General features: G+C 68.6%; 28 protein-coding genes. 8 read left to right on the top strand and 20 right to left on the bottom strand.

Going from position 1 to position 25139, the window contains the following annotated elements; all coding sequences use genetic code 11:
* Nucleotides 1-38 precede the first annotated feature (38 nt).
* Nucleotides 39-1235: an MFS transporter gene (locus J1M36_RS08915; RefSeq protein WP_206479866.1), complete on the top strand. Its 1197-nt coding sequence runs from the start codon at nt 39-41 to the stop codon at nt 1233-1235.
* A 43-nt stretch (nt 1236-1278) separates the two neighbouring features.
* A complete protein-coding gene (locus J1M36_RS08910) occupies nt 1279-2565 on the top strand; it encodes a cytochrome P450 (protein ID WP_206479107.1) in 1287 nt (428 codons plus the stop codon).
* A gap of 163 nt (nt 2566-2728) precedes the next feature.
* On the opposite strand, the gene J1M36_RS08905 is transcribed toward J1M36_RS08910, so the two are convergent.
* The 4 genes from J1M36_RS08905 to J1M36_RS08890 form a co-directional block, all read right to left on the bottom strand.
* A complete protein-coding gene (locus tag J1M36_RS08905; protein ID WP_206479106.1) occupies nt 2729-4774 on the bottom strand; it encodes a M23 family metallopeptidase in 2046 nt (681 codons plus the stop codon).
* A 125-nt stretch (nt 4775-4899) separates the two neighbouring features.
* Nucleotides 4900-5424 carry a DinB family protein gene (locus tag J1M36_RS08900; protein ID WP_144997800.1) on the bottom strand — a complete coding sequence of 175 codons (525 nt, stop codon included), beginning with the start codon at nt 5422-5424 and terminating at the stop codon, nt 4900-4902.
* 87 nt (nt 5425-5511) lie between these two features.
* Nucleotides 5512-5925 carry an EamA family transporter gene (locus J1M36_RS08895; protein WP_064847103.1) on the bottom strand — a complete coding sequence of 138 codons (414 nt, stop codon included), beginning with the start codon at nt 5923-5925 and terminating at the stop codon, nt 5512-5514.
* Between the two features lie 12 nt (nt 5926-5937).
* Nucleotides 5938-6129, bottom strand: a complete 192-nt coding sequence (locus J1M36_RS08890) for a hypothetical protein (protein WP_206479105.1) — start codon at nt 6127-6129, stop codon at nt 5938-5940.
* Nucleotides 6130-6242: 113 nt separating this feature from the next.
* On the opposite strand from J1M36_RS08890, the gene rlmC reads away from it, so the two are divergent.
* Nucleotides 6243-7382 (top strand): 23S rRNA (uracil(747)-C(5))-methyltransferase RlmC, encoded by a 1140-nt coding sequence (rlmC, locus tag J1M36_RS08885; protein WP_206479104.1) that lies wholly within the window; start codon nt 6243-6245, stop codon nt 7380-7382.
* 126 nt (nt 7383-7508) lie between these two features.
* Here rlmC and J1M36_RS08880 read toward each other — a convergent pair whose 3' ends face one another.
* From J1M36_RS08880 to J1M36_RS08870, 3 genes are read right to left on the bottom strand one after another with little or no spacing between them, the layout of a single operon-like run.
* Entirely contained in the window at nt 7509-8039 is a 531-nt protein-coding gene (locus J1M36_RS08880; protein ID WP_231885481.1) for a gluconokinase, read from the bottom strand.
* Nucleotides 8040-8044: 5 nt separating this feature from the next.
* Complete coding sequence (manD, locus tag J1M36_RS08875; protein WP_098053633.1) at nt 8045-9274, bottom strand: D-mannonate dehydratase ManD; 1230 nt, start codon at nt 9272-9274, stop codon at nt 8045-8047.
* 44 nt (nt 9275-9318) lie between these two features.
* Complete coding sequence (locus tag J1M36_RS08870; protein ID WP_098053632.1) at nt 9319-9720, bottom strand: hypothetical protein; 402 nt, start codon at nt 9718-9720, stop codon at nt 9319-9321.
* A gap of 18 nt (nt 9721-9738) precedes the next feature.
* Between J1M36_RS08870 and J1M36_RS08865 the strand changes: the two genes are divergently transcribed.
* The 3 genes from J1M36_RS08865 to J1M36_RS08855 all read left to right on the top strand — a co-directional run bounded on the left by J1M36_RS08865 (nt 9739) and on the right by J1M36_RS08855 (nt 12317).
* Entirely contained in the window at nt 9739-10224 is a 486-nt protein-coding gene (locus J1M36_RS08865) for a rhomboid-like protein (protein ID WP_206479103.1), read from the top strand.
* A gap of 261 nt (nt 10225-10485) precedes the next feature.
* The gene (locus J1M36_RS08860) at nt 10486-11097 is read left to right on the top strand and encodes a GntR family transcriptional regulator (protein WP_064845601.1); all 612 of its coding nucleotides are present in this window, start codon (nt 10486-10488) and stop codon (nt 11095-11097) included.
* Entirely contained in the window at nt 11094-12317 is a 1224-nt protein-coding gene (locus J1M36_RS08855; RefSeq protein WP_206399621.1) for an MFS transporter, read from the top strand. The genes J1M36_RS08860 and J1M36_RS08855 overlap by 4 nt, the downstream gene beginning before the upstream one ends.
* A 79-nt stretch (nt 12318-12396) precedes the next feature.
* Here J1M36_RS08855 and J1M36_RS08850 read toward each other — a convergent pair whose 3' ends face one another.
* Complete coding sequence (locus J1M36_RS08850) at nt 12397-13146, bottom strand: sulfite exporter TauE/SafE family protein (RefSeq protein ID WP_206479102.1); 750 nt, start codon at nt 13144-13146, stop codon at nt 12397-12399.
* Between the two features lie 149 nt (nt 13147-13295).
* On the opposite strand from J1M36_RS08850, the gene J1M36_RS08845 reads away from it, so the two are divergent.
* Nucleotides 13296-14348 (top strand): urea transporter, encoded by a 1053-nt coding sequence (locus J1M36_RS08845; protein WP_206479101.1) that lies wholly within the window; start codon nt 13296-13298, stop codon nt 14346-14348.
* Here the strand turns inward: J1M36_RS08845 and J1M36_RS08840 are convergent.
* The 10 genes from J1M36_RS08840 to J1M36_RS08795 form a co-directional block, all read right to left on the bottom strand.
* Nucleotides 14309-15343 (bottom strand): HoxN/HupN/NixA family nickel/cobalt transporter, encoded by a 1035-nt coding sequence (locus tag J1M36_RS08840; RefSeq protein WP_305142866.1) that lies wholly within the window; start codon nt 15341-15343, stop codon nt 14309-14311. The two genes, J1M36_RS08845 and J1M36_RS08840, sit on opposite strands and share 40 nt — an antisense overlap.
* Nucleotides 15344-15388: 45 nt before the next feature.
* Complete coding sequence (locus J1M36_RS08835) at nt 15389-16390, bottom strand: urease accessory protein UreD (protein WP_342358321.1); 1002 nt, start codon at nt 16388-16390, stop codon at nt 15389-15391.
* Nucleotides 16387-16998 (bottom strand): urease accessory protein UreG, encoded by a 612-nt coding sequence (ureG, locus tag J1M36_RS08830; RefSeq protein ID WP_035964924.1) that lies wholly within the window; start codon nt 16996-16998, stop codon nt 16387-16389. The genes J1M36_RS08835 and ureG overlap by 4 nt, the downstream gene beginning before the upstream one ends.
* A gap of 34 nt (nt 16999-17032) precedes the next feature.
* The gene (locus tag J1M36_RS08825; RefSeq protein WP_206479099.1) at nt 17033-17782 is read right to left on the bottom strand and encodes an urease accessory protein UreF; all 750 of its coding nucleotides are present in this window, start codon (nt 17780-17782) and stop codon (nt 17033-17035) included.
* Complete coding sequence (gene ureE / locus J1M36_RS08820) at nt 17782-18267, bottom strand: urease accessory protein UreE (RefSeq protein WP_144998489.1); 486 nt, start codon at nt 18265-18267, stop codon at nt 17782-17784. The genes J1M36_RS08825 and ureE overlap by 1 nt, the downstream gene beginning before the upstream one ends.
* Nucleotides 18268-18413: 146 nt before the next feature.
* On the bottom strand, nt 18414-20141 hold the full coding sequence (gene ureC, locus J1M36_RS08815) for an urease subunit alpha (RefSeq protein WP_206479098.1): 1728 nt from the start codon (nt 20139-20141) through the stop codon (nt 18414-18416).
* Nucleotides 20138-20461 carry an urease subunit beta gene (locus tag J1M36_RS08810; RefSeq protein ID WP_098053625.1) on the bottom strand — a complete coding sequence of 108 codons (324 nt, stop codon included), beginning with the start codon at nt 20459-20461 and terminating at the stop codon, nt 20138-20140. The genes ureC and J1M36_RS08810 overlap by 4 nt, the downstream gene beginning before the upstream one ends.
* Before the next feature lie 13 nt (nt 20462-20474).
* On the bottom strand, nt 20475-20777 hold the full coding sequence (locus tag J1M36_RS08805) for an urease subunit gamma (RefSeq protein WP_035964916.1): 303 nt from the start codon (nt 20775-20777) through the stop codon (nt 20475-20477).
* Between the two features lie 328 nt (nt 20778-21105).
* Nucleotides 21106-21402, bottom strand: coding sequence for a hypothetical protein (locus tag J1M36_RS08800; RefSeq protein WP_206399617.1), 297 nt, complete (start codon nt 21400-21402; stop codon nt 21106-21108).
* A 46-nt stretch (nt 21403-21448) separates the two neighbouring features.
* Nucleotides 21449-22780 (bottom strand): DUF2254 domain-containing protein, encoded by a 1332-nt coding sequence (locus J1M36_RS08795; protein WP_206479097.1) that lies wholly within the window; start codon nt 22778-22780, stop codon nt 21449-21451.
* A 120-nt stretch (nt 22781-22900) separates the two neighbouring features.
* Between J1M36_RS08795 and J1M36_RS08790 the strand changes: the two genes are divergently transcribed.
* The gene (locus J1M36_RS08790) at nt 22901-23506 is read left to right on the top strand and encodes a class I SAM-dependent methyltransferase (RefSeq protein WP_206479096.1); all 606 of its coding nucleotides are present in this window, start codon (nt 22901-22903) and stop codon (nt 23504-23506) included.
* A gap of 35 nt (nt 23507-23541) precedes the next feature.
* Here the strand turns inward: J1M36_RS08790 and J1M36_RS08785 are convergent, their stop codons facing one another.
* Together J1M36_RS08785 and J1M36_RS08780 are read right to left on the bottom strand one after the other, a co-directional pair.
* Nucleotides 23542-24645 carry a type I restriction endonuclease gene (locus J1M36_RS08785; RefSeq protein ID WP_098053620.1) on the bottom strand — a complete coding sequence of 368 codons (1104 nt, stop codon included), beginning with the start codon at nt 24643-24645 and terminating at the stop codon, nt 23542-23544.
* A 126-nt stretch (nt 24646-24771) separates the two neighbouring features.
* Nucleotides 24772-25139: GNAT family N-acetyltransferase (locus tag J1M36_RS08780; protein ID WP_241247042.1), on the bottom strand; the 368-nt coding region annotated here is incomplete at its 5' end.

Below are 25139 nucleotides of genomic sequence, written 5' to 3'. Positions count from 1 at the left end.
AGCCTGACGGGGTGACGCCAGCTTCCCCACCACCGGCCATGGACCGCCTGCGGATCACCCGAGCGCGCATCGCGGTGTCCCTGCTGTTCCTCACCAACGGCGCGATCTTCTCCAACCTGTTGCCCCGCTTGCCCGAGATCAAGGACATGTACGACCTGTCCAACGCCCTGTACGGGTTCGCGCTAGTCGCGTTCCCCATCGGAGGTGTGGTGGCGGGCCCCCTGCCAGCCCCCATCCTGCGGAGGTTCGGAACGGCGCGCGTCGCCGTGGTGGGTTCGATCCTGCTCGCCACCGCGGTGTTCGTGGCCGGATCCGTTCCCCTCGTGGCCATGTTCTGGATCGGATTGTTCGTCGCGGGCATGCTGGACGCCCTCGTGGACACAGCGCAGAACGCGCAAGGACTGCGAGTACAACGCCTCGCCGGAACCTCCATCATCAACTCCATGCACGCCCTGTGGAGCGTGGGTGCCGTGATCGGCGGCCTCATGGGCACCGCCGCCGCGGCCATGAACCTACCCCTGCCTTGGCACTTCCTGATCAGCGGTGTCATCTTCGCGGCCGTGGCGGCCTTCGCCATGCGCTGGGCCGTCCCCGACGACCACGCGGAACACGCCGCCACCCAGGCCGAGAACGCCCCCCTGGACACCGCCGGGATGCCCAAGCTCCCGCGTAGCGCGGGAGTGGCCGCGCTCGCGCTGCTGCCGATCGCCGTCGTCGCCATGTCCGGGGTGCTCGTGGAAGACGTGGGCTCCAACTGGTCCGCCGTCTACCTGCGGGACGCCCTGGGCGCACCCGTGGGCATGGTGGGGCTCGGCTACGTCAGCCTGGTGGGCGCGCAGTTCGTGGGTCGCCTTTTGGGGGACAGGCTGATCGACGCGTTGGGCGCCGTGCTGGTCACGCGCATCGGGGGCGCACTGATCTTCGTGGGCCTGGGCGCCGTGGCGCTCGCGCCGACACCGTGGGTGGCCCTAGCTGGGTTCGCCCTCGCGGGTTTTGGCTGCGCGACCATGGTCCCCAACGCCTATGCCGCCGCAGACCGCGCCCCCGGCCTGAAACCCGGCACGGGACTCACCCTGGTGAGCTGGTGCATGCGCATCGTGTTCGTGCTCTCGCCCCCGCTGATCGGCCTCTTCGCCGATGCCACCGGGTTGCGGACCGCGCTGTTCGTCTTCCCGCTCATGGGCCTGTTCGCGTTCCTCTTCGCGGGCGCCCTGCGGGTGCGTGCCCGGCGTTGAAACCTCCTAGTCGGCGAAAGGTCAGTACCCGTACGATCGGAGCATGACTTCCACCGCGGGACGCACCCGCCCCGACCAAGTCCTCTCCTTCCTGCGCTCGGGCTACCTCTTTGCCTCGCGCGTACGACGTCGCACGGGCGTCTCCCCGGAGTCCGGCGCCCCGGTGAGCATGAACCTGCTGGGCAAGCGCTCGGTCCTGGTGCGCGGGGAAGAAGGGGTGGACCTCTTCTACGACACCTCCCGCATGAAGCGCGACGGCGCCATGCCCCTGTTCATCCGCGGCCCGCTCTTCGGGTCGGGTGCCGTCCACGCCCTGGACGGGGACGCCCACGCCGCACGTAAGAACCAGATGGCGGACATGGCCTACGAGGACGAGCGGGTGGCCCAGTACAAGCCGTTCGTGGCCGAGGAACTCGAGATGCTCATCCGTGAATGGACCTCCCCCGGCAACGTCTACGACGGCACGGCCCTGGCCTTCGGCCGTGCATCCTTCCGCTGGGCCGGGATCCCGTGGAGCCGCCAGGAGATGGACCGGCAGGCCCGCCGCATGAGCCGTCTGCTGGACACCTTTGGGCGCCCCGCCACGCACCCGATCTCATGGTTCGAGCGCTTTCGCCTGGATCGCACGTTCACGCAGCTGATCCACGGGGTGCGTTCGGGCACCGTGGCCGCCGACCCGGATTCGGTGCTCGCCCACATGGCGCGTCTCGTGGACGAGAACGGTGGCCTCGTGGACGAGAAGACCGCCGCGGTGGAGTTGCAGAACCTCACCCGCCCCAACGTGGCGGTGGCTCGCTTCGCGGCCTTCGCCGGGGCAGCACTCGTGGAGCACCCGGAATGGGCCGCCCGTATCCACGAGGCGTCCCAGGCACGGGGTGGTTCTCTGCTCGACATCCCGGAGGCCGTGGCCTTCGCTCAGGAGGTCCGCCGCGTCTACCCGTTCGTCCCGATGCTCCCCGCCGAGGCCACCGCGGACACTGAGATCAAGGGCTGCCCCATCCACAAGGGTCAGCGCGTGCTGATCGACATCCTGGGCACCAACAACGATCCCGCCTCGTGGGAGCGCGCCGGCACCTTCGACCCCGAACGCTTCATGGGGGTCGACGACGCCGAGGCCATCCGCACGTTCATCCCCCAGGGCGGTGCCGAGGTCCGTACGGGCCACCGCTGCCCCGGTGAGAAGATCGCGGTGACATCCCTGTCCGCGGCCGTGGTGGCACTGGCCCGCCCGAACGTGGAACTGGGCACCGACCCGGACGACCTCACGTTCTCGTGGACCCACATGCTGACCCGCCCCGCTACGGGCATGCGGGTGCGTGCCGCCCACTGATCCACCCGAGCGACCCGAAGGGCCACCCCGCGTGCGAGCGGGGTGACCCTTCGGGTAAGCACCTCTATGTCCGGAACACCGGGGTGTCGCCCGCCGCTGTGGGCGGGATCGCCGGTCCACGGGTACCCGCCGCCGTTACGGGCGGGAGGTGGAACCCCGATCCTCACCCGTCCTTGGCAGAGGGAGCCGGGGGCTGGTACGGCGGGGCATCGGCCACCAGCTTCTGCAGCGTGGTCAGCTCGGCCGTGGCCGCCGCGGTGAGTTTCTTGTCCGCCGGTTTCGCCGACGCCGCCGCCACCGCGTGCTGGGTCTTGTTCAGCTGCGCGGTGAACGACGGATCCGCGGCGGCCAGCTTGGAACCCGTGAGCCGCTGGGACAGCAAGGTCAACTGGGTGTTCAGTTGCGTGGCGGGTCCGAACTGCTGAGCCGGGGTCAGCACCAACTGCGTGGCCAGCAGGTGCTGCGTGCGCTGCTGCACCTGCTCCAGCGTGGTCAGCTGATCCACGGGCGCGGTGTAGGGATCCAGACCGGGCACGTTCGGCTGAGGGTTGGGATCCTTGCCCGGCTCGGTGTGCCCCGGTGGCTTGGGGCGCCCGGACGTCGACGGATTCGGGGTGGGCAGGGTCTTCCCCGGATCACTCGGGGTGCCCGTGGGGTCACCGGACTTCGACGGGGTCGGCGTAGGACTCGGAGTCGGGGAGCCGCTCGGGTTGAGCTTCTGCTTGCCCGGATCGCTCGGGGTGCCCGCGGGGCCACCGGACTTCGACGGGGTCGGCGTAGGACTCGGAGTCGGGGAGCCGCTCGGGTCAAGCTTCTGCTTGCCCGGATCGCTCGGCTTACCCGCGGAACCACCGGACTTCGACGGGATCGGCGTGGAAGTCTTGTCCCCCGACTTCTTAGCGCCGAAGTCGTGTCCTCCCGGTGTCGCCCGGCCCGGGGTCTGCTCGGGCCTGCCCGGCGTGGATGCTCCGGACGGGGTCGTGTTCGGGCGCGGCGTCGTCGTCGACCCTGACTCGTGAGCGGGCCCCTTCTTGGCAGGTGCCTTCGTGGCCGGCGCAGCCTGGGGCGCGGACTTCTTGGCGTCGTTCCCGGCCTTTTCGCCGGACGCATGCTTCGCGGCGGCCGGTTTTCCGGAGTTCGACGACGCCGCTGCCGGCTGCGGGGTCTTCCTGCCGAGTGCCATCACGCGTTCGTGATCTGCGTCGGGAACGTCGGCCGGTGCGGGACCGGAATCGGTACCGGGTTCCGCGTGCGGATCCACGGGAGGCTGCATCGCGGCCTGATCCTGCGTGGAATACGGCGCGCGCGACGCGGGGATGACACCCTTGCCGGTCTCCCAGTCGAAGGACTCCGGATCCGCGACCTTGCCGCGCACCCAGATCTCGAAGTGCAGGTGGGGACCGGTGACACGCAGACCCGTCTGCCCCACGGTGCCCAGTTGTTCGGAGGCGCGCAGGGTGTCCCCCACGCGCACCATGACGTCCTTGAGGTGATTGTACGTGGTCTTGATGCCGTCCGCGTGCGTGACCTCCACCCGGTTGCCACCCCACACGTCCCAGAAGACCGCTGTGACGGTGCCGTCCAGGGCGGCTACCACGGGTGTGCCCTCCGGTACGGAGATGTCCGTGCCGTTGTGGAAGTCCTTCTGCTTGGTGTCCGGGGCGATCCGCCATCCGAAGCGGCCACCGTCCAGCACGACCACCGGTTGGGCCGGGGCGATGATGGTGTTGACGGGCAGCTCACCCTCGAAGGTCGCCGGAGCGCGCGTGCTCGGTGCCACGGGGGACGTGTCACCCGCGCCGCTCCCGGAGCCGCTCGAGCCTGAACCGCTTCCGGATCCGGCAGCGCCCGCGCCTCCGGCTCCGGAGGCGCGGGGACCGGAACCCCCGGGAGCGATCTCCACCGCATTGCGGACGAACGTGCCCGGGGCGGTCACCGGAACGTCGTGGGACGCGGCGATCGCCGCCTGGTCCGGCACCACGGCGAACAGGGAGGCCTGAGCCGGCCGCGCGGCGTCGTCGTCGGGAGCGGGAACGCCCGGGCGCTGGGGGCCTTGCGCGTCGTGAGCCATGGCTGGCTGCCAGGGGGCGGTTTCGGTGCCATTGCTGAGCGCAACGCTCACGGCCACGAGCATGGAGAAGGACGTGAAGGCGGTCAGCGCCATGGACGGCTTCCTGGCCGCCGCGGCGCGTGAGCGTGAACGAGTCATGAGGCGATCGTGTCTCCCGGGATGGACTTCGGCACCGTTAGCCCGCGGCCCGATAGTCAGTACAGCCAGTGTAGGTGAACCGGGGGTGTCCATGTAGTTGCATGAAGACTAAGATCCCCGCGTGTTCAGTACTTCCCGGACCAGCCGTGCTCGACCAGCCCGCGGACGTAGGCGGCCTGCCCCACGTGCTGGGCGGCGTCGTCGATCGCGGACACGATCCGCACACCCCGCGTGACGGGAGGGTCCCAAGAATCGTCGATGACCTCGTCCAGCTCGGCATCCGAGAGGGAGCGCACGTACTCGGCCGTGGTGTCCGTGACGGCTTCGAGGTAGCCCAGCAGCAACTCGGGGCCGTCCACGCGCACGCTCGCCACCGCCTGCGGATCGTCCCCGAAGCCGAAGTCCTCACACGGGCGGTCCAGCCCGAACCTCTCGCACCACCCGCCGGAACGCCACACCTGTTCCGCTCCGCGCAGCTCCGCGACCTGGGCGTCCTGCTGCCGCGCCGCATGCCACACGAGCCAGGACATGGAGTTCAGTTCGCCGCGCGGCATCTCGTTGAGGGTGTCCGCGGAGGCCCCCTCCACGGCGGCCCGCGCCGCCTCCAGGGGCCGCTGCGCGGCGTCCGCGATCAGTTCCAGTGCGCTCATGCCCGCGCCTCACTTCCTCGTGCCGACGATCCACGTCGCCCGCCCGGTCCGGTGACTTCCGATCCGACGACGCCGCTCCCTGTCACTCTACGGGTGCCCCGTCGGATCCGGGAGGGGTTCGCCGAGCAACAGGACGGTCCAGACAAGGGTCAGAAGCGGTTGCATCAGCTGCAGTTGACTCGCCCTGGCGATGCCCATCAGCGCCATGCCGCGATACCAGACCACGAATCCCAGGAACTGGGAGGCCGCCGCGATGTACAGCAGCCCCGCGACACCGCGCGCGGAGAGGTGGACGGGTTCCATGGGCACAGCAACGATCGTCACGACCAGGTTCGCGGGAGCGGCCAGAAGCACACCCCATGCGATCAGGTGCCAGCCGGGGATGCGGGAGGACAATCTCCCGCCCTCCGCGTAGCCCGCGGCGCACACCACGAGGGCGGCCACGAGATAGAGATCCCCGATGCCGGGTGCCCCATTGCTCTGCAACAGGGCGAATCCCACGACCCCCGCCCCTCACGTGGCGGCCACACACCAGAGCGCCCACGAGGGCCGGTTCCCGGTGCGCAGCGTGGAGATGACGGCGGTAGCCATGGGTAGGGCACCGATGACCACCGCGGAGTGCGAAGCGGACGTGGTCTGCAGCGCCAGAGTGGTCAGCAAGGGGAAGCGCAGGGCGCAGCCGAGTGCCACCGCGGTGATCCCCACCCATTTCCCCGCTCGGGCCGCCCGCACGCTGTCACGATACCGCCGGGATTACCAGCGTGCGGGCGGCCCGAGCGGGGAAGGGGCGCGTGCGGCGTCGTCGTAGAATCGAGCGGGTGGAATGCGGATATTACGATCGGGACCTGTGCCGATCCTGCACGGTGATCGAGGTACCCTACGCGCGGCAGCTCGCTCGCAAACAACAGCTCGTGCGCGACCTCGTGGACTCACACGGTGAGCCGCGGTGGCTCGAGCCGGTCGCGTCCGTGGAGGCGGGGTTCCGCAACAAGGCCAAGATGGTCGTGGCCGGGAAGGTCGGCGCACCGACCCTAGGCATCCTGGACCGCGGGGGCCGTGGGATCGACCTGCGCGACTGCCCGCTCTACCCCGAACCCGTGACGCGCGCGATCCACGCGCTCGCCGAGTTCATCGCGAGGGTGCGGCTGTTGCCGTACGACGTGGCCAAGCGGCGCGGCGAGCTCAAACACCTGATCGTCACGGGGAACCCGGACGGGCGGCTCATGATCCGGTTCGTGCTGCGCAGCACCGGGCAGCTGGCCAAGATCCGGGACAACACGGATCTGCTGCGCGAGCTCGTGCCGCACGCGGACGTGCTCTCCGTGAACATCCAGCCCGAGCACAAGGCCGTGATCGAGGGCGCCGAGGAGATCCTGCTCTCGCGGCAGGGCGAGCTGATCATGCCGGTCAACGGCATCGACCTGCGAGTCCGGCCGCGCTCGTTCTTCCAGACGAACACACGGGTCACGGAGCAGCTGTACCGCCAGGTCGCGGACTGGGTGGACGCCGTGGACCCGGCGAGCGTGTGGGACCTGTACTGCGGGGTCGGGGGTTTCGCGCTGCATGTCGCCGCTCCCACACGCGAGGTCGTGGGCACCGAGATCTCCGCCGAGGCCGTGGCCTCCGCCCGGGACACCGCCCGCGCCATGGGGCTACCGGATGAGGGTCCGGGTTCCGTGCGTTTCCTCGCCGACGACGCCGCCGCGACCCCCGCGGATCTGCCCGGCACCCCGGAGCTCGCGATCGTCAACCCGCCCCGCCGCGGGCTGGAAGCGTCCCTGTGCGCGTGGCTCGAGAACTCATCGGTGGGGCACGTCGTGTACTCGTCGTGCAACGCCACGACGCTCGCGCGGGACCTGGGCCGGATGCCGTCCTTGCGGCCCGTGGAAGCACGACTGCTGGACATGTTTCCCCACACCGGACACTACGAGGTCGCGGTCCTGCTGCGCAGGGGGTGAGGGGCGGGACTACCGGTTCGGCGCCGTCGTCCCGGGTCGCGGACGGGCACGCGCATCGAAGAAGCGTCCCGGGGTGCCCTGTCGAGCACCCTGGGACGCTTCGGATGCTTGCCGCGAAGGCGTGGACTACGAGTTCGCCGCCGCGATGGCCCGCAGCTTGGTCACTGCCTCGTTCACCATGTCCGGCACGGACTGATCGATGTCGAGCTTGTAGCCGCCCTCCTCCTGCGCGAGCGGCTCGAGGGTGTCCAGCTGGGACTGCAACAGCGTGGCCGGCATGAAGTGCCCGCTGCGGCCCTCGATCCGCCGGGTCAGCACCGCCACGGACCCGTCCAGGTGCAGGAACAACGCCGACGGCGCTTGCGAGCGGATCCGTTCCCGGTACTTGCGCTTGAGCGCGGAGCACGCGATCACCATGCCCTCGTGCTGTTCACCCCGCTCGTGCAGTGTGCGGCCCACGATCTCGAGCCAGGGCCAGCGGTCGTCGTCGTCGAGCGGCGTGCCCGAGGCCATTTTCTGGACGTTCTCGATGGGGTGCAGGCTGTCCCCGTCGACGAAGTCCACACCCAGCTCGTGGGCCACGAGCGTGCCGATCGTGGTCTTGCCCGACCCCGAGACGCCCATGACCACCACGAGCGGCGCGATGTCCGTGCTCACCCCGCTCACCGGTCGTGCACCGTGCCGTCGGTGAGGCGGTTGTAGGGCAGGTGCGCGGTGGTGTATTCGTACTTCTCCGCCTCATCCTCGTCGATCTCCACGCCCAGGCCCGGGGTGTCGGAGGGGTGCAGCAGACCGTTCTCGAACGTCATGTGCTGACGGAAAACCTGGTTGGTCTTCTCCGAGTGAGGCATGTACTCCTGCAGGCCGAAGTTGTGGATGGCCATGCCCACGTGCAGCTGCGCCGCGAAGCCCACGGGGGAGACGTCCGTGGAGCCGTGGAAGCCGGACTTGACCTGGTACATCGCGGCATAGTCCATGACCTTCTTCAGCGGGGAGATCCCGCCGAAGCGCGTGGACGCGCAGCGCACGTAGTCGATCAGCTGTTCGGAGATCAGGTCCTTGATGTCCCAGATCGTGTTGAAGACCTTGCCGATGGCGAGCGGCTGCGTGGTGTGCTGACGCACCAGCCGCAGGGCCTCCTGGTTCTCCGCCGGGGTGCAGTCCTCGAGCCAGAACAGGTCGTAGGGCTCGAGCGACTTGCCGAGCTTGGCTGCCTGGATGGGAGTCATGCGGTGGTGGCCGTCGTGCAACAGGGGCAGCTCCGGGCCGAACTCGTTGCGCACGGCCTCGAAGACGGACGGAATGTGGCGCAGGTACGGGCGGGTGTCCCAGTTCTCCTCCGCGGGCAGCGCGGCACGCTGTGCCGGCTGGTAGTCGGAGCGCTCGCCGGAGGCCTGCGGCTGGGCGGCCACGCCGTACAGCGCGGTGATCCCCGGGACCGAGGACTGCACGCGGATCGCGGTGTAGCCGTGCTCCTGCTCGGAGCGGATCGAGTCGAAGATCTCCTCGGTGTCCCGCCCGGAGGCGTGGCCGTACGTGGACAGCCCGCGGCGGGAGGCGCCACCGAGCAGCTGGTACACCGGCATGCCGGCCACCTTGCCCTTGATGTCCCACAGGGCCATGTCCACCGCGGCGATCGCGGCCATGGTCACAGGGCCGCGGCGCCAGTAGCCGGAGCGGTACAGGAACTGCCACGTGTCCTCGATGTTTGCCGGGTCGCGGTCGATCAGCAGGGGTGCCACGTGGTCGGACAGGTACGTGGCCACCGCCAGTTCGCGGCCGTTGAGGGTCGCGTCACCGATCCCGGTGACACCCTCGTCGGTCGTGAGCTTGAGCGTCACGAAGTTGCGTGAGGGACTGGTGACGATGACCTTGGCTTCGGTGATCTTCATGGTGTTTCCTCTCTGGAACGGTGGGCCCGCTCGATTATGGCGGATCAGCGTGTGGACGGGCCGGACCCGTCGCCGCGCTCGGACGGCACGGACGGGCCCTGGGTGGTCATGGGGTGGGAATCCCGGGCCGTGGGGCCGGGGCGGTCGGTGCGGGCCCCCGCGGGAGCCGGGACCTCACCGGGGTGCAGCTGCTCGTGGCGCAGCGAACGGTTGGCCTCGATGGACTTCATGATGTCCTTGAACTTTGCCTCCGTGAGCGGGTAGCCGGCCATGATGAGCATGACGATCAGGAAGATCACCGCGGGGATCAACCCGCCCGCGACCGCCATGCCGTTCACGGTGTCCGGGCTCTGCTGCGGGGCGTGCTGGTCGAACGCCACGACCACGAGCGGCAGGGCGCGCTCGGCGAGGGAGCGTTCCTCGTGGAGCAGTCCACGAGTCTGCATTAGCTGGGCATCAATCCGGTGATCGTTCTGCTGCGCAGCGCCATGTACGTCTCACCCATCGAGCTCGCGGTGTGGTGGGTCGCGTTCTCCCTGGTCGTGGTGCCCAGGGAACATCGCTCCGGGTGGCGGCGCGTGTTCGCCGGCTTCGTGATCGGGCACGTGGGTGCCACCGTGTCCACCGCGGCACTGCAGATGTGGGAGGCCCAGGCCTTCCCGAATCCCGACCTGATCCCGGAACGGATCGACGTGGGCGCGAGCTACGGGTTCTTCGCGTTCGCCGCGCTGGCCACCTATCACGGTCCCGCGCGCCGCAGGCTCCTGTGGGCCGCGGGGCTCGTGGCCGCGGCGGCCGGGGGAATGGTCCTGGATTTCGGATGGACGGCCATCGGGCACGCGATCGCGGTGCTGCTGGGTTTCGCGTGCTACCGACTCGTGAATCCCGACGCCGCCGTGCACCACGAGGCGCGCGTCCGGGCTCGGCGGCTGTACGAGATGGAGCACTGATCCGGCACGGGCCTCGGTCCCGTGGGTTCGGATCGGCAGAGTTGGACCGCGCTACGGATTGCGACGGCGCAGCAGAGTTCGACGACGCTGCGGAGCCACTCGTCCCGGTTGCCCGAGTGACGTGCGACACTTAGTATGCAGCTTGTATCTATGCAACCCGCGGACTGATCGCCGCGGGTTGCCGCTCGCCCCACACCCCGGGGCACGCGGCCGTGCCAGCGGGTACGGAACCGGCCGGAGCGACGTCGAACAGGGAGCACCATGGCGTACAACGCGGCCGAGCGCGCGTACGAGCACGTCAAGGCCAGGATCCTCACGGGGGAGCTGGACGGGCACATGTTGTCCGAGGGCGTCTTCGCCACGGAGCTGGGGGTCTCCCGGACTCCGGTCCGTGAGGCGTTCCTGCGGCTCCAGGTGGAGGGGCTCATGCGGCTCTACCCCAAGCGTGGTGCGCTCGTGGTGCCGGTGGGCCCGCACGAGTCCCGCGAGGTGCTCGCTGCGCGGCGGGTCGTGGAATGCGCGAGCGTGAAGGAGGCGATCGGGGATCCCGATCTGCCCGACACCCTCGCCGACCTCCTGGAACAGCAGCGAAAGGCTGCGGGCACGCCGCGATTCGGTGAGCTGGATGCCGCGTTCCACACCGCTCTCGTGGAGGCCGCGGGCAACAGTCTGTTGAGCGGTTTCTACCAGGGGTTGCGGGACCGGCAGATCCGGTTGATCGCCACCGCGGTGCGCACGGCCCAGGAGCGGTCTGACGAGATCCTGGCGCAGCACGCGGAGATCGTGGCGGGCGTTCGGGAAAAAGATACGGAACGGGTGGAAGCCCTGTTGGCGGAGCATTTGCAGCGCGTGTACGAAGGGATCGTGTCATGAGTGTGAAACCCTGGATGAGGGTCAGTTCGGCGCTGTTGGCGGTGGCGTGGGGTGGCAACGAGTTCACCCCGTTGCTCGTCATGTACCGCACGGTGGAGGGGTACGAACAGGTGGCCGTGGACATGCTCCTGGCCGCGTACGTCCTGGGGATCGTGCCGGCCCTGTTGATCGGCGGGCCGTTGTCCGATCGGCACGGGCGGCGGGCACTGATGATCCCCGCGCCCATCCTCGCGATGGTGGGCAGCATCCTGTTGGCCCTGGGGGCCGGGAGTCTGGTGCTGCTTTTCGTGGGCCGGGTCTTCTCCGGGCTGGCCCTGGGACTGGGCATGGCCGTGGGGACCTCGTGGATCAAGGAGCTCTCCGATCGGCCGTACGAGGAGCACCCGGAGCGGGTCTCGGGCGCTCGCAGGGCGTCCCTGTCGCTCACGGCCGGTTTCGCCCTGGGTGCCGTGATCGCAGCGACGCTCGCCCAGTTCGCCCCGCTGCAAACCGTGTTGCCGTACGTGATCAACCTCTTGATCTGTCTGCCCGCGGTCCTGCTGGTCGCGGGAGCACCCGAGACCCGCTACGCAAGCGCACCGCACGGCTCCCTCCTGTCCGATCTGAAGATCCCGGCCACGCGTCAGCACCGGTTCTGGTTCGTGGTGGCGCCGTCCGCGCCCTGGGTGTTCGGATGCGCGGCGTCCTCGTACGCGATACTCCCGGCGCTCATGGCGGACGTCGTGGGCCCGGACTACGGCATCGCGTTCTCGGGGCTCATGTGCCTGGTGGGCCTGGGCTGCGGGTTCTTCATCCAGCCCCTGGGCCGTCATCTGGACCGGGACGGTTCCATCCGTTCGCTCGCCGTGGGCATGGTCGCGGTGATCCTGGGCATGCTCACCGGGGTGGCCGCCGCCTCGACCCTGAACATCCTGGTGGTCCTCGCGGCCTCCGGGGTCCTGGGTTGCGGCTACGGGCTCGTGCTGGTCTCCGGGTTGCAGGAGGTCCAACGCATCGCCCGCCCGGACGACCTCGCGGGACTCACCGCGGTCTTCTACTCCCTGACCTACATGGGCTTCTTCGTGCCCATGGTCCTCGCACTGATCGCCCGGTTCACGTCCTACCCGTGGCTGTTCGCCTCCGGTGCCGTGATCGCGGCCCTGTGCCTGGGCGTCATGGCCTACGGGCGGCGGCACGAGGTGCGCGACCTGGACGCGCTCGAGGCGGCGGCCGCGCGGTAGCAGGGGCAGCGGCGTCGTCGTCCCGTGACGAATGCGCCCGTACGGCGGGTGATGCCGGGTCGTCGCGGGGCGGCCGTGCTCAGCCGAGGACCAGGGTCGCCGCGCCGCGCAACAGGACGACGACGCCGCCCGCGGCCGCGAGCGCCATGGCCAGTTTCTGCGCGGTCGCCTTGGTGAGGTGGCGGGACAGCCAGGTCCCCACCGCGATCCCGGCCAGGACCGTGAGCACGAGCGCGCCCACGGCCGCGAGCGCGGGGACGGGCAGGGCGAAGTGCACCCCGGCCGCGAGTTTGGAGACCACCGACAAGGCCCCCATGGACATGAATACGGGCTGCATCGTGGCCGCGAACCGGTGTTGGTCCCAGCGGGTCACGCGCGAGTAGATCACCATGGCGAGGGCCGCCACACCCGCGGTGGAGTTGAAGAATCCCCCGATCACCCCGGCCGGGACCATGGCCTTGCGGCGGGAGAGCTCGGGGGTCGCGGGGGAGAAGCGCGTGACCGCGAGGCCCGCGAGCACCACCGCACCCACGGCCACCTGCAGCCACGCGCTCGGCACCCAGCGCACCACGAGCGCTCCGGCCACGATCCCGGGCACGGCGGACGCGACCAGCACCGCCGCGTGCCGCCATTCCACGAATCGGCGCACGGACAGGGTGATCAGGAAACCGGAGCACGTGGTGGCCGCGTTCGTCGCGAGGACTCCCGGGCCGGGACCCATGATCAGGGACAGCACCGGTGCCACCACGAGGCCCACCCCGGTGCCGGACACCCGTTGCAGGACGGTACCCACGAGCACGGCGAGCAGGGCGGCGATGAGGATCAACATGGGCGGCTTCCGGTGAGCGGGGTCGGTGGTTCGAGGGTATCCGTGTGTGCGCCGCCGGGTGGCACCGCGTGGGATCCGTGGCGCATGTCATGGGTGCTGCACCCGGGACATGGGTCGCGACCTGGGGATGACGGTAGGAGGATAGGGGCATGAACTTTTTCCGCGGCATCGTCCGGGCCCAAGGCCAGATCTTCCTGCAGGCCGGATGGGGCCCCGCGGTGTTCGCGCTCGCCGCCATGACGGTGGCGTCCGCGTGGTTCGCGCTCGCCGCCATGACGGTGGCGTCCGCGTGGTTCGCGCTCGCCGCGCTCGCGGGGGCGGCGGTCCAGGCAGGGTGTGCGCTGGCGCTCGCCGGGTGGGACGACGCGCGGGGCCTGCACCGTCTCCGGGAGGGCGGGACCCGGGCCCCGAGTGGCATCCCGGGACCCGATCCCGAGAGCTCACGGGTCGGTGCGAGGGCCTTGGCCCGGAGCCGAGCCGGGGTGATCCCCGCAGAGGTAGACCAGGGATTGCACGGGTTCAACGGTGCCCTGACGGGGTGTGCCGCGGTGCTCGCGTGCGGGCCCGGGATCCCCGCGGCGTTATGGACCCTCGCGGGTTCGGCGGTCTGCGCGCTGATCGTGTGGGGCGCACCCAAGCTCTCGTGGCCCGAATCCCTTCCGCTGCTCACGGGGCCGTTCTGCCTGGTCAACAGCATCGCGGTGGCCGTAGCGGTCCCGTTCGAACGGACCCAGGGAGCCGTGGTGCCCCTGGGCTCCCCCGTGCACGACGTACTCGCCGGGGCCGTGCGGGGAGCGCACCAGGTAATCCTGGGCGGTTCCGTGCTGGGCGGGCTGTTGGTGCTCGCGGGGATGTTCGCCGCCGGGTGGCGGGCCGGTGTGTGGGCGGCGGCCGGGACCCTGGTGGGCACGCTCGCCGGGTTCGTGGGGATCGGGCAGGGCCCCGCCGCATCCGGGTTGCTGGGCTACGGCGCGATGCTCGTGACCGTGGCGCTCGGTGTCGCGTTCCCCGCGCGGGGGTCCCGCATCCTGCGGATCGGGGTGCCCGTCCTGGCCGCCGCGCTCACCGTGCCGCTGTGGTGGGTCATCACGGCCGTGGGGGTCGCGCCGTACACGTGGCCCTTCGTACTCGTCACGTGGACCGTTCTGGCGCTACGCTCCCGTCAGTGGAGGGCGGGGGAGGCCCGCCACGACGAGCGGTGAACCAGGGCGAAGATGCCCCACACCGCGAGCAGCCCCGCGATCAACAACAGTCCCGCGTGGCCCAGGTCCACGGAGGCCAGGAAAGTGGTGAGCGGATCGTTCAGGTCGAACGCGGTGTTGAGCACCGCGCCCACCGTGATGAAGGCGATGAACAGGGCGGAGACCGCGGAGATGCCCGTGATCACCGCGTTGAACCCGAGTTTGCGCACGGGATCGCGCCACGTGGAGCCGTACATGCGCAGCACGGCCAGTCCGTTGAGGGAATCGCACAGACACATGCCTGCGGCAAAGAAGAACGGCAGGGAGATCAGGGTCCACGTGGACACCCCTGCCACGGACGCGGACGCCGTGATGATCAACAGGGACACGGTGCTCGCGGTGTCGAAACCCAGACCGAAGAGGAAACCGAGCACGTAGATGTTGCGCGGGCTCTTGACCCGCTGCAGCGGCCGGTCCAGGACGCGGGCGATCAACCCCTGGGACCGCATGTCCTCCTCCGTGATCCGCTGCCCGTCCGCCACCGCGCGCCGCAGCCGCCACGACCGCACGCTCGCGGTGGCGTTGTACGTTCCCAGCACCAGCAGGAAGACCCCGGACACCGTGCCACCGATGATCCCCAGCGCGGTGTTCGCGGTGGTGCCCTCCTCGATGAACGAGGACACGAACGTGGCCCCGAGCACCACCAGGACTCCCGCGAGGATCACGACCGAGCTGTGCCCCAGGCTGAACGCGAGACCCACGCTCGCCGGTTGCTTGCCCTGGGAGATGAACCGGCGGGTCGAGTTGTCGATCGCGGCGATGTGGTCCCAGTCGTAACTGTGCTTCACCCCCGTGAGGTAGCACGTGACCACCAGTCCGATGGACAAGGGAACGGAACTCTCCAGGGCCCCGGCACCCAACATGCCCAGCGCGAGGACATGCAGCAGCACCACCGCGCCCAGGGTCGCGAGCACCCGGGAGCGCAGACTCCACTCACTCACTGCCGTGCGGGTCACCGCCGTACTTCCACCGGTGCGCGTCATCTCTACCTCCAACGGACGTCAGTACTTCCTCAGGTTCACGGGCCCCTGGTCGAAGAACCGTTCGCGAACCACGGCCACCGCGGCCAGGATCAGCTCGTCGATCTCCTGCGTCGAGTTGCCCAGCACACGCAACGCGAACCCGGGCACGGCCAGGGCGGAGGCGCCGCCACGGAGGTGCCCCGCGTGCTCGGTGAGCAGCGCGCGGACGGCTGCCAGAGCGGCGTCGTTCACGCGGGGATCCAGGACCAGCAGCGAACCCACGTGGCTGAACCCCTCAAACGAGCCCACACCGCCAAACCCCGGCTCATCCCCGGAGGGTTCCAGGCGGATGTTGTCGAGCGCCACGGGGCGCCCGGACATCCGCACCTCGGCGCGCAACCGGACACTGTCGTAGCGGAACGGCTCGCCCGTGGGGGACCAGCCGGGCGTGACGACCTCCGCGAGCACCAGGGTCGCGGACGGGTCCATGTCCACGAGCGTGTGCTGCCGGTAGCGCGAGTCCCGGTAGGCGATCAATTGGTCCGGCAGGTACTCGAGCCGCGCGCCCGAGCCCAGGCACACCGTCATCTCCTGGGTCGAAAGACCCACGGGGGTGCGGTAGACCTTGGTCGCGGACTGGGTGGTCAGCAGCAGGTCCGCGCCGTCCCCGACCGTGACGGCCACGCGGTAACGGTCACCGTCCAGGTACGCGCCGCCGGGATTGACCACCGTGTAGGTCACCTGCCCACTCGCGTCCAGGTAGTGCGGGCGCAGCACGCGCAGCGCCCCGCGGTGGAACTGGTGGGTCGCCACGGAACGCCCCGGGCGCGCCGTGATTCCCAGTTCCAGTTCACCGCGCCACGTCTCTCGCGCAGTTCCGGGGGACGACGACGCCGCGGTCACCGTGTTCGCCGATGCCGCCACAGTCAGCTTGGTCGCAGCTGTCCCCGCGGTCGTCGACGCCGACTCGGACGCGTCGTCCCGCGTGGCCGTCGGCGCGGCGGAGGCGTGCGTGTCGGTCACCGGTGCGGCTGGGCTCACGCGAGGTCCTGCATGAGGACGTCGTGGCGCAACCACTCGATCACGTGCTCGAGGCCCTCGTCCGTCTTCAGATTGGTGAAGCAGAACGCCTTGTCCCCGCGGAACTGGCGGGAATCGGCCTCCATGACCGTGAGGTCCGCCCCCACGTGCGGCGCCAGGTCCGTCTTGTTGATGATGAACAGATCGGACTTGATCATGCCCTGGCCGGCCTTGCGGGGGATCTTCTCGCCCTGGGCCACGTCGATGATGTAGATCGAGAAGTCCACGAGCTCGGGGCTGAACGTGGCGGAGAGGTTGTCCCCGCCGGATTCCACGAACACGACCTCGAGGTCCGGGTGCTCCTGCTCCAACCGGTCGATCGCCGCCTGGTTCATGGAGGTGTCCTCGCGGATCGCGGTGTGGGGGCACCCGCCGGTCTCGAGTCCCACGATCCTGTCCAGGGGCAGCACGCTGTTGCGGGAGAGGATCTTGGCGTCCTCGATCGTGTAGATGTCGTTGGTGATCGCCGCCATGGAGATGTCCTGGCTCAGCGCCCGGGTGAGGCGTTCGATCAACTGGGTCTTGCCCGCGCCCACCGGTCCGCCGATCCCGATCTTCACTGCCGTCATGTGGTTTATTCCTCCGTACGTTCGGTGGCGCGGTTCAGCTCATGAACATGCGCGCGCGTTGGGTTTCGTGGTGCATCTGGGCGATCTCCAACCCCGGGGAGACCACGCCCAGATCGGACATGTCGAGTGCGGAGATGCGTTCCCACGCGGCCGCGACCCGGGGGCGCAGTGCCCCCAGGGTGCGCTGACCCGCGTTCTGCCCGATGGAGATCCCGCGCACCGCGTTCTGGGTCAGCGAGGTGAGGGTGGAGAACAGGAAGGCCTGCGTGATCGCTGCCGGGGGCACACCGTGGTCCACCCCGATCAGCGCGAACACGATCGCCTGGTGGCCGCGGCACGTCCCCTCCGCCACGAGGCGGGCGTAGCGTTCCAGTCCCGGGCCGGGTAGGGACAGCGTGCCGATCTCGAGCAGCCGGCGTCCCATGGTCAGCCCGGCTTGTCGCACCTGGGCCGGTAGGGCCTGGGCGAACATGAGGGCGTCGAGTCGGACGAGGCCGGCGTCGAAGTCGGAGTCGGGTGCCGTGCCCGCCGAGGCTCCGTTCGCCGTCGTCCCCGCGAACAACTCCGCGGTGAGCCGCACGGCCAGACCGTCCGCGTAGACGAGCTGGTGGTCGAGGAAACGTTCCAGCCAGTCCTGGAAGCTCGCTTGGTCCGACACGGTGCCACGTTCCAGGTAGGTCTCCATGCCGAACGTGTGCGCGAACGCCCCCGTGGGCAGCGCGGAATCGCAGATCTGCAGCAGCGGCAGGAGAGATCCCGCCCAGTCCTGTGCGTCCCCGGTCATTAGTGCGTGTGCTCCGCGTGGCGGAACGGGACCGGCATCACGCGTTCCTGCCGCTCGTACGGCACGCCGTGCTCGTCCAGGTACTGGGTCACCGTGTGGTCGAACTGCACCACCATGACCTCTGCGCCGTATTCGGAGGACGTGTCGAAGAACTGGGCCTGCAGGTGCCGGTTGCCCAGCCCGTGCGCCGTCACGCCCATCTCGGTGATGGTGCGCGGGGCGATCACGAGCACGTCCGTGGCCTCGACGGACACGACGACGACGCCGCGCTCGTCCCGGAGCAGGATGTCCCCGTCCTGGAGGTCGCCGGCCGCGCCGCGCGGACTGTCCAGGCGCAACCCCAGGGTGCGGCCGTGATCCGTGGTCACGCGCTGGATCCGCTTCACGAGTTCGGAACTGGGCAGCACCACCTTCTCCACGTGCAGCCCCTGCCGTTCGGAGGGGGACAGATCGGCCAGGTTGCCCAGGACGCGGTCGACGATCACGAGATCCTCCTTGTCGGGAACGTGTCGGGAATGGTTGGTCGGGGTGCCGGTGCCGGGGCGGCAACGACGGGCCCGTAACGACTGGTTGGCGGCGCCGGGTGCCAGCCGAGCGCCGTCGTCCGCGGATTGCCGGCGGCCGCGTGGGCTCAGAACAGGAAGTACCGCTGGGCCATGGGGAGCACGTCCACGGGCTCGCACGTGACCTTCTCGCCGTCCACGCGCACCTCGTAGGTTTCGGGGTCCACGTCCAGCTCGGGGGTCTCGCCGTTGAACGCGAGGTCGGACTTGCGCAGGGACCGGATGCCGTGGACCGCCTTGACGGTCTTCCGCAGACCGAGCTGCTCCGGGACGCCCGCGTCCACGGCCGCCTGGGACATGAACGTGATGGAGGAGGAGTGCACCGCGGAACCCAACCCGCCGAACGAACCGCGCATGGTCATGGGCTGGGGCGTGGGGATGGACCCGTTGGAATCACCCATGAGGGAGGAGACCACCTGCCCGCCCTTGAACACCATGAACGGTTTGACGCCGAAGAACGCAGGTTCCCACAGCACCAGGTCCGCGAACTTTCCGGCCTCCACACTGCCCACGTAGTCACTCACACCGTGGGCGAGCGCGGGGTTGATCGTGTATTTGGAGATGTAGCGCTTGAGCCGGAAGTTGTCGCCGCGCTCGGTGTCCCCGTCCAGCTTGCCGCGCTGCTTCTTCATCTTGTCCGCGACCTGCCACGTCCGCAGGATCACTTCCCCCACGCGGCCCATGGCCTGGGAGTCGGAGCTCGTGATGGAAAAGATGCCCATGTCCTGCAACACGTCCTCCGCAGCGATCGTCTCCGGGCGGATGCGGGAATCCGCGAACGCCACGTCCTCGGGGATGTCCGGGTTGAGGTGATGGCACACCATGAGCATGTCCAGGTGCTCCTCCTCCGTGTTGCGTGTGAACGGCAACGTGGGGTTCGTGGAGGCGGGCAGCACGTTGGGGAACGCGGCGATCTTGATGATGTCCGGGGCGTGGCCGCCGCCGGCACCCTCGGTGTGGTACGTGTGGATGACCCGCCCGTCGATGGCCTTGATCGTGTCCTCCACGAACCCGGCCTCGTTGAGGGTGTCCGTGTGGATGGCCACCTGCACGTCGTAATGGTCGGCCACCTTCAAGGAGTTGTCGATCGCCGCGGGCGTGGCGCCCCAGTCCTCGTGCACCTTGAGCCCAATGGCACCGGCTTTGATCTGCTCGGCCAGCGGTTCCACCGCACTCGCGTGCCCCTTGCCCAGCAGGCCCACGTTCATGGGAAAGTTCTCGACGGCGCGCAGCATGTTCGCGAGGTTCCAGGACCCGGGCGTGATGGTCGTGGCCTTCGTGCCCTCCGCGGGTCCGGTACCGCCACCGATCATGGTGGTGATCCCCGAGTTCAGGGCGGTAGCGAACTGGTCGGGGCTGATGAAGTGGATGTGGGTGTCCAGGCCCCCGGCGGTGAGGATGCGGCCCTCACCGGCCACGGCCTCGGTCGCGGGACCGATCACCACGTCCACGCCGTCCATGATGTTGGGGTTGCCGGCCTTGCCGATGGCCAGGATCCGTCCGTCCCGCAGCCCCACGTCCGCCTTGTAGATGCCCGTGTGGTCCAGGACGATCACGTTGGTGATCACGGTGTCTGCCACGGCCAGGTCACCCGGGGCGCCGTCGCGGACGGTGTTGCCGTCCTGACCCATCCCGTCGCGGATGACCTTGCCGCCGCCGAACACGGTCTCGTCACCGTGGCTCGTGAGGTCCTTCTCCACCTCCAGGAACAGGTCCGTGTCCGCGAGCCGGACGGCGTCCCCCGTGGTGGGGCCGTACAGACCGGCGTACTGCTGCCGGGACATCTCGAAGCTCATGAGCGTTCCTCACTGTCCAGGGGGCCGTTGACGGCGTTGCGGAATCCGAACACGGCACGGTCACCGGCCATCGCCACCAGGCGGACGGTCTTCTTGTCCCCCGGTTCGAAGCGCACGGCCGTGCCGGCGGGGATGTCGAGGTGGAAGCCGCGGGCGGCGTCGCGATCGAAGCGCAGCGCCGGGTTGGTCTCCGAGAAGTGGAAGTGGGAGCCCACCTGCACCGGGCGGTCGCCGGTGTTGGTGACGTCCAGCTCCACGGTGTCGCGGCCCTCGTTGCACACCACGGGGGTGTCCGCCAGGACGTATTCGCCAGGGATCATGGGAGTCTCCTGCCTATCGGATGGGGGTGTGGACGGTGACGAGCTTGGTGCCGTCCGGGAAGGTGGCCTCCACCTGGACGTCCGAGATCATCTCGGGCACACCCTCCATGACGTCGTCCCGGCCAAGGATGGTGGTCCCCCAACTCATGAGGTCCGCCACCGTGCGGCCGTCCCGGGCGCCCTCGATCAGTTCGTAGCTGATGATCGCCACGGCCTCCGGGTAATTGAGCTTCAGGCCCCGGGCCTGGCGTCTGCGTGCGAGGTCCGCGGCGACGACGATCTGCAGTTTCTCCTGCTCGCGAGGGATCAAGTGCATTGCGGCTCCAAGGATGGTCAGAAGGACGTCCGGCAGGGAAAGAAGACTACCTAACAATCGACATGATACACCTGACGTGGAAATACACCCCGTAGTGCTCCGTGGTGTTCTTAGGAGTTGCCCGGGAGCCGTCCGGGCCTGTGCTCGGAGGTGCCCGAGTGGCAAAGGTCGCCGGGTCCGGCCGACGACGCCGCGCAGTGCCCGACGCCGCGTTGGGTGCGCTCCGCGGGTACGACGACGCCCGGGCTTCGTGTGCGGAACCCGGGCGGCGTCGTCGTGCAGTGGTCGTGGCGCGTTCGCTACGCGCGGGCACCACGAAGGACGGAGCCTACAGCTTCCACTCCCAGGCCTGGTCCACGAAACCGGGCGCATAGACCAGGGTTCCCGTTTTCGCGGGCACGTCCAACACGATTTTGCCGGTCGCACGCTCGGCGGGCCCCATCTCCGGGATCCGCTCTGCATCGGGCAAGCACATGTAGGACGCGGCTGATGCCACCGAGTTCGCCGTGGTCCCGGACGGGGTGATGAATTTCCATTCGTGCGGATTGAACATGTAATCAGTGCCGTAGAAGGCCTCTTGGAACTGTTCCCTCGGTCCGGTCTCAGCGGACACATCGAGGGTCACGAAGTGCCCGTTCTCGGGTTTCTGTGCGTAACCCGGCGGGGGCGGGTCACCGACTGTGGTCGGCGGGATCCGTGTGGTCGGAGGACAGGGAGCGGAGGTGGCGTAGATCCTCGGGGTGCATGTCCTTCTGCGCTTCGAGCCCGTCGAGCAGCAGTTGCATCTGTCGCTGCAGTGCCGGAACCAGACCGGGGTGCCCCTGGTCTCGCAGGTGGGTGATCAGCATCCGCAGCCCCCGCAACATGGTGGCGGCCACGTCCGGCTGGTCGAGGCACGTCTGCCGGAGCTGATCGAAGGCGTGGGCGATGTATTCCTCATGGGAGAGGTTCCAGGGCTGGACGAGCACCCGGTGGGATCCGTCCTGCAACGCCGGGGGCGGAAGTGGAGTGATGAGCAACGTCCGCATCAGACTCCCCAGCCGCAGGATGACCTCCACGGCGGTCGTGGGGTCATTCACAGCCGGGCTCAGGGCACGCAGCCCGATGTCCACGAGCTGCCGGATGGAGAAGTCGACGTCCTGGAGCGTGGTGCGCATTTCGGACACGCCGATCGACTCGGCGAGACCCTTCCTGCTGGCGGCCGAGGGGCGGGGCCACACCGTCAACAGGGGTTCACCGGCGTGGATGTAAGCACCCACGCGGGTGTCCATGCGCACGGTGGTGTCGGGGGAGGCGGCCGCGAGGAGCTGGCGGATATCCACCTGGCTGATCCATCCGCTGCGCGTGGCGGGAATGACCGCGGCGTCATCGGGGGCATCGTGGAAGTCCCGGGGGTCGACCTCACGCATCCCGGAGGGCACTTCGTCGAGTGCGGCGGCCACCTTCTCTCCCTCGTCCGCGATGACCCGGGCCACGTTGCCCACCTGGAGCCCGTGGGCCAGGTGATCCAGGTGCACGATGATGCCGATCACGGTGATCAGCGTCAGCACCACGGCGAGCGTCAGCGACACCTTCGGCGCAGGGGCCGTGGTCTCCCCGCTGACACTGGGCAGCGCCAGCACGCAGTAGAAGAAGGTGGCCACGAGCAGGCCGATCACGCGCTGACTCAGCCGGTCCCGGATGAAGGACCGCATGACCCGAGGTGAGAACTGGCTGCTGGCCAACTGCAGGCTGACCACGGTCAGGGAGAACACCACGCCCACGGTGGTGATCATCGCCCCGGCCACGGTGGCCAGCAACCACGTGGCCGCGTTGCTGCTCATCTCCAGCGTGAACGGCACGTGGGTGTCGTACCCCAGGGCATGATCGACGGACGTCGCGATGATTGCCAACACGATCCCGCCCAGCATGATGATGGCGGGATAGAGGAACAGGCTCTCCTCGAATCGGTACCGCAGCGCCGCGAGGCGCAGCCGCCACGAGACGCCTCCACGTCCAGTCACTGTCTGTCCTCCGAGCATTGTTCGCCGACGAGCCTGCCGATCGTCAGCCTACCCAGACCGTTCACGGAGGCGGGCACGCGGAGCGTGGGCAAGGGGGCGGCACCTCGATAGCCTGGCCCCATGACGGAACAGAACAAGTGGCTTGCCCAGGTGGCTCGGAACCCCGGGCATTCCCAGTGGTACATCGGACGGTTCCGCACCATGGCCGCGCGCGGGGAGGACATAGTGGGAGAGGCCCGGCTCATCGACGCCATGGTTCCCCGCGGCGCTCGCATCCTGGATGCCGGGTGCGGAGCGGGGCGGCTGTCCGGGTACCTGCACGCGGCCGGGCATCGGGTGGTCGGGGTGGACGTGGATCCCGAGTTGATCGATGCCGCCCGGCAGGACTACCCGGGCCCTGAGTATCGCGTGGCCGATCTCGCCGTACTGGCCGACATGGACCTCGGGGACGCCTTCGACGCCATCGTGTGCGCGGGCAACGTGGTCACGTTCCTAGCGGAAAACACCCGGCGGGACGTGCTGCGCGGCTTCCGCAGTCACCTGGGTCAGGACGGCCGCGCGGTGGTCGGTTTCGGCGCGGGGCGCGGCTACTCCGCCGAGGAGTTCTTCGCCGACGCCGCTGCGGAGGGTCTCACACCGCAACTCACCCTAGCGGGGTGGGACGTACGCCCCTGGTCCCCGGACAGCGAGTTCCTCGTGACCGTGTTGGGACCCGCGGCGGAGTGAGCCGCGGCGGCATTCCGTGAACGAGCTGCCCCGGATCAACCGTTGAAGCGGTCCACCGTTTCGCGTAAGGCGTCGCTGAACCCGTAGATCTGCTCGAGTGCGTCGATCCCGTGGCGCGTTTCCACCTTGTTCTCATCGAGAAGGCCCACGTACTTGCGGCTCCTGTTGAAATGCAGGCGGGCGATCGTCTTGCGATTGTTATTGTCCAGTAGAACCGCGCAATACGATTTCGCGTCCCGGTAGGTCACACGAGACATGTCGACCCGATCGCATACAATCGCGCGGATGATGTTGAACGCGGTGAGTTCATCCGCCGTGGTGACGATGTCGTCCTGGCTCTCCTCGAGATCTCGTTCGGCTTCCTCCCGGCTGGTGACCTCTTCGGTGACGTCATCGCCGGAGGGTAGGGACGGGGGCACCGAGCTCGCGCCGAGCGCGGTGGTGAGGCGATTGTTGACCTGTTCGTTGAGGAATTGCTGGGATGCTTTGCTCACCAGCGGCGTGAATTGTTCGCGCACCTTTTGAGTGAACGCACCTTCGTAAACCCGGTTGGTGAAGAACCGGACCCAATCATCGGATGGCTCCCTGAACTGAGCCGCAATGGCTCGTTTGATCTGCCCCACATACTTCAACTCGCCGGCAGCGTTGATGATGGAATCCAGATCGAATTCCGTCTTGCTCAGCTTGAGCAGTTCCGGGATCAACGTGGCATCGATGTCGAGCAGGTCCAGGACGAGGAACGGCTTGTCGTCCATGCGGTTGGGCGCATCGAGGTCGGTGTAGAAGTGGTACTTCTCCCCGTTCGTCAGAATGGCTATGCGAGCGTTTGTGACGGCGAAGTACCGGTACAGCTGTGAAGCGTGCTCGAGTGAAAGCGGTGACCCCACGTGCTTGCATTCGATGAGCATCTGGATCTGCCCGTCCTGGACGATCGCGTAATCGATCTTCTCGCCCTTTTTCAGGCCGACATCCGCCGTGAACTCCGGAACCACCTCGGAGGGGTTGAACACGTCGTATCCCAGGATCGTAGAGATGAAGGGCATGACGAATGCGTTCTTGGTGGCTTCCTCCGTTTGGAGTGCATCCTTTTGATGCGCGACCTTGTTCGCAAGAGCGGCCAGGCGTTCCGTGAATTCCATGAGTTCCTCCGGGTGAGACAAATCAAACAGTGCAAGTGTCCCGCCGGGCGGGTGATTATGCACTTTCTGAATTGGATCCACCCTACTGACCCGCCGCTCCAATTCAGCGGGACGCGCCGTGCATGATTACCGATTCATCCCCGACAACGCCTGCAAGTGCGTCGGGCGGACCGCAGTGGCGTGGGGCTGGTAGTCGTCGTGCTTGCCGAGCCAGGATTTGATGTAGGGGCACACCGGGACGATGGTCTTCCCGTCGGCGATGGTGCCGTCCAAGGCCCCCCGCGCGAGCTTGGAGGCGAGACCCTGACCGCTGTAAGCGTCGTCGACGGTGGTGTGGTAGAAGATCCGCTGCGGCTCGTCGGCGCCGTCGAACGGCAGGTAGTGCGCCTCGCCGATGACCGCGTCACCGTCGAGGAGTTCGTAGCGGTGCCCATCGGCGTTGTGGCGGACGGTGATGTCGGATTCGGTTTCCACGGGACTCTCCTGGGTGGGAT

It is taken from the genome of Kocuria sp. KRD140 (assembly GCF_017168375.1).
GTDB lineage: Bacteria > Actinomycetota > Actinomycetes > Actinomycetales > Micrococcaceae > Kocuria > Kocuria marina.
Note: the sequence above shows the minus strand (reverse complement) of the source record. Positions and strands in the feature narration are given on the sequence as shown.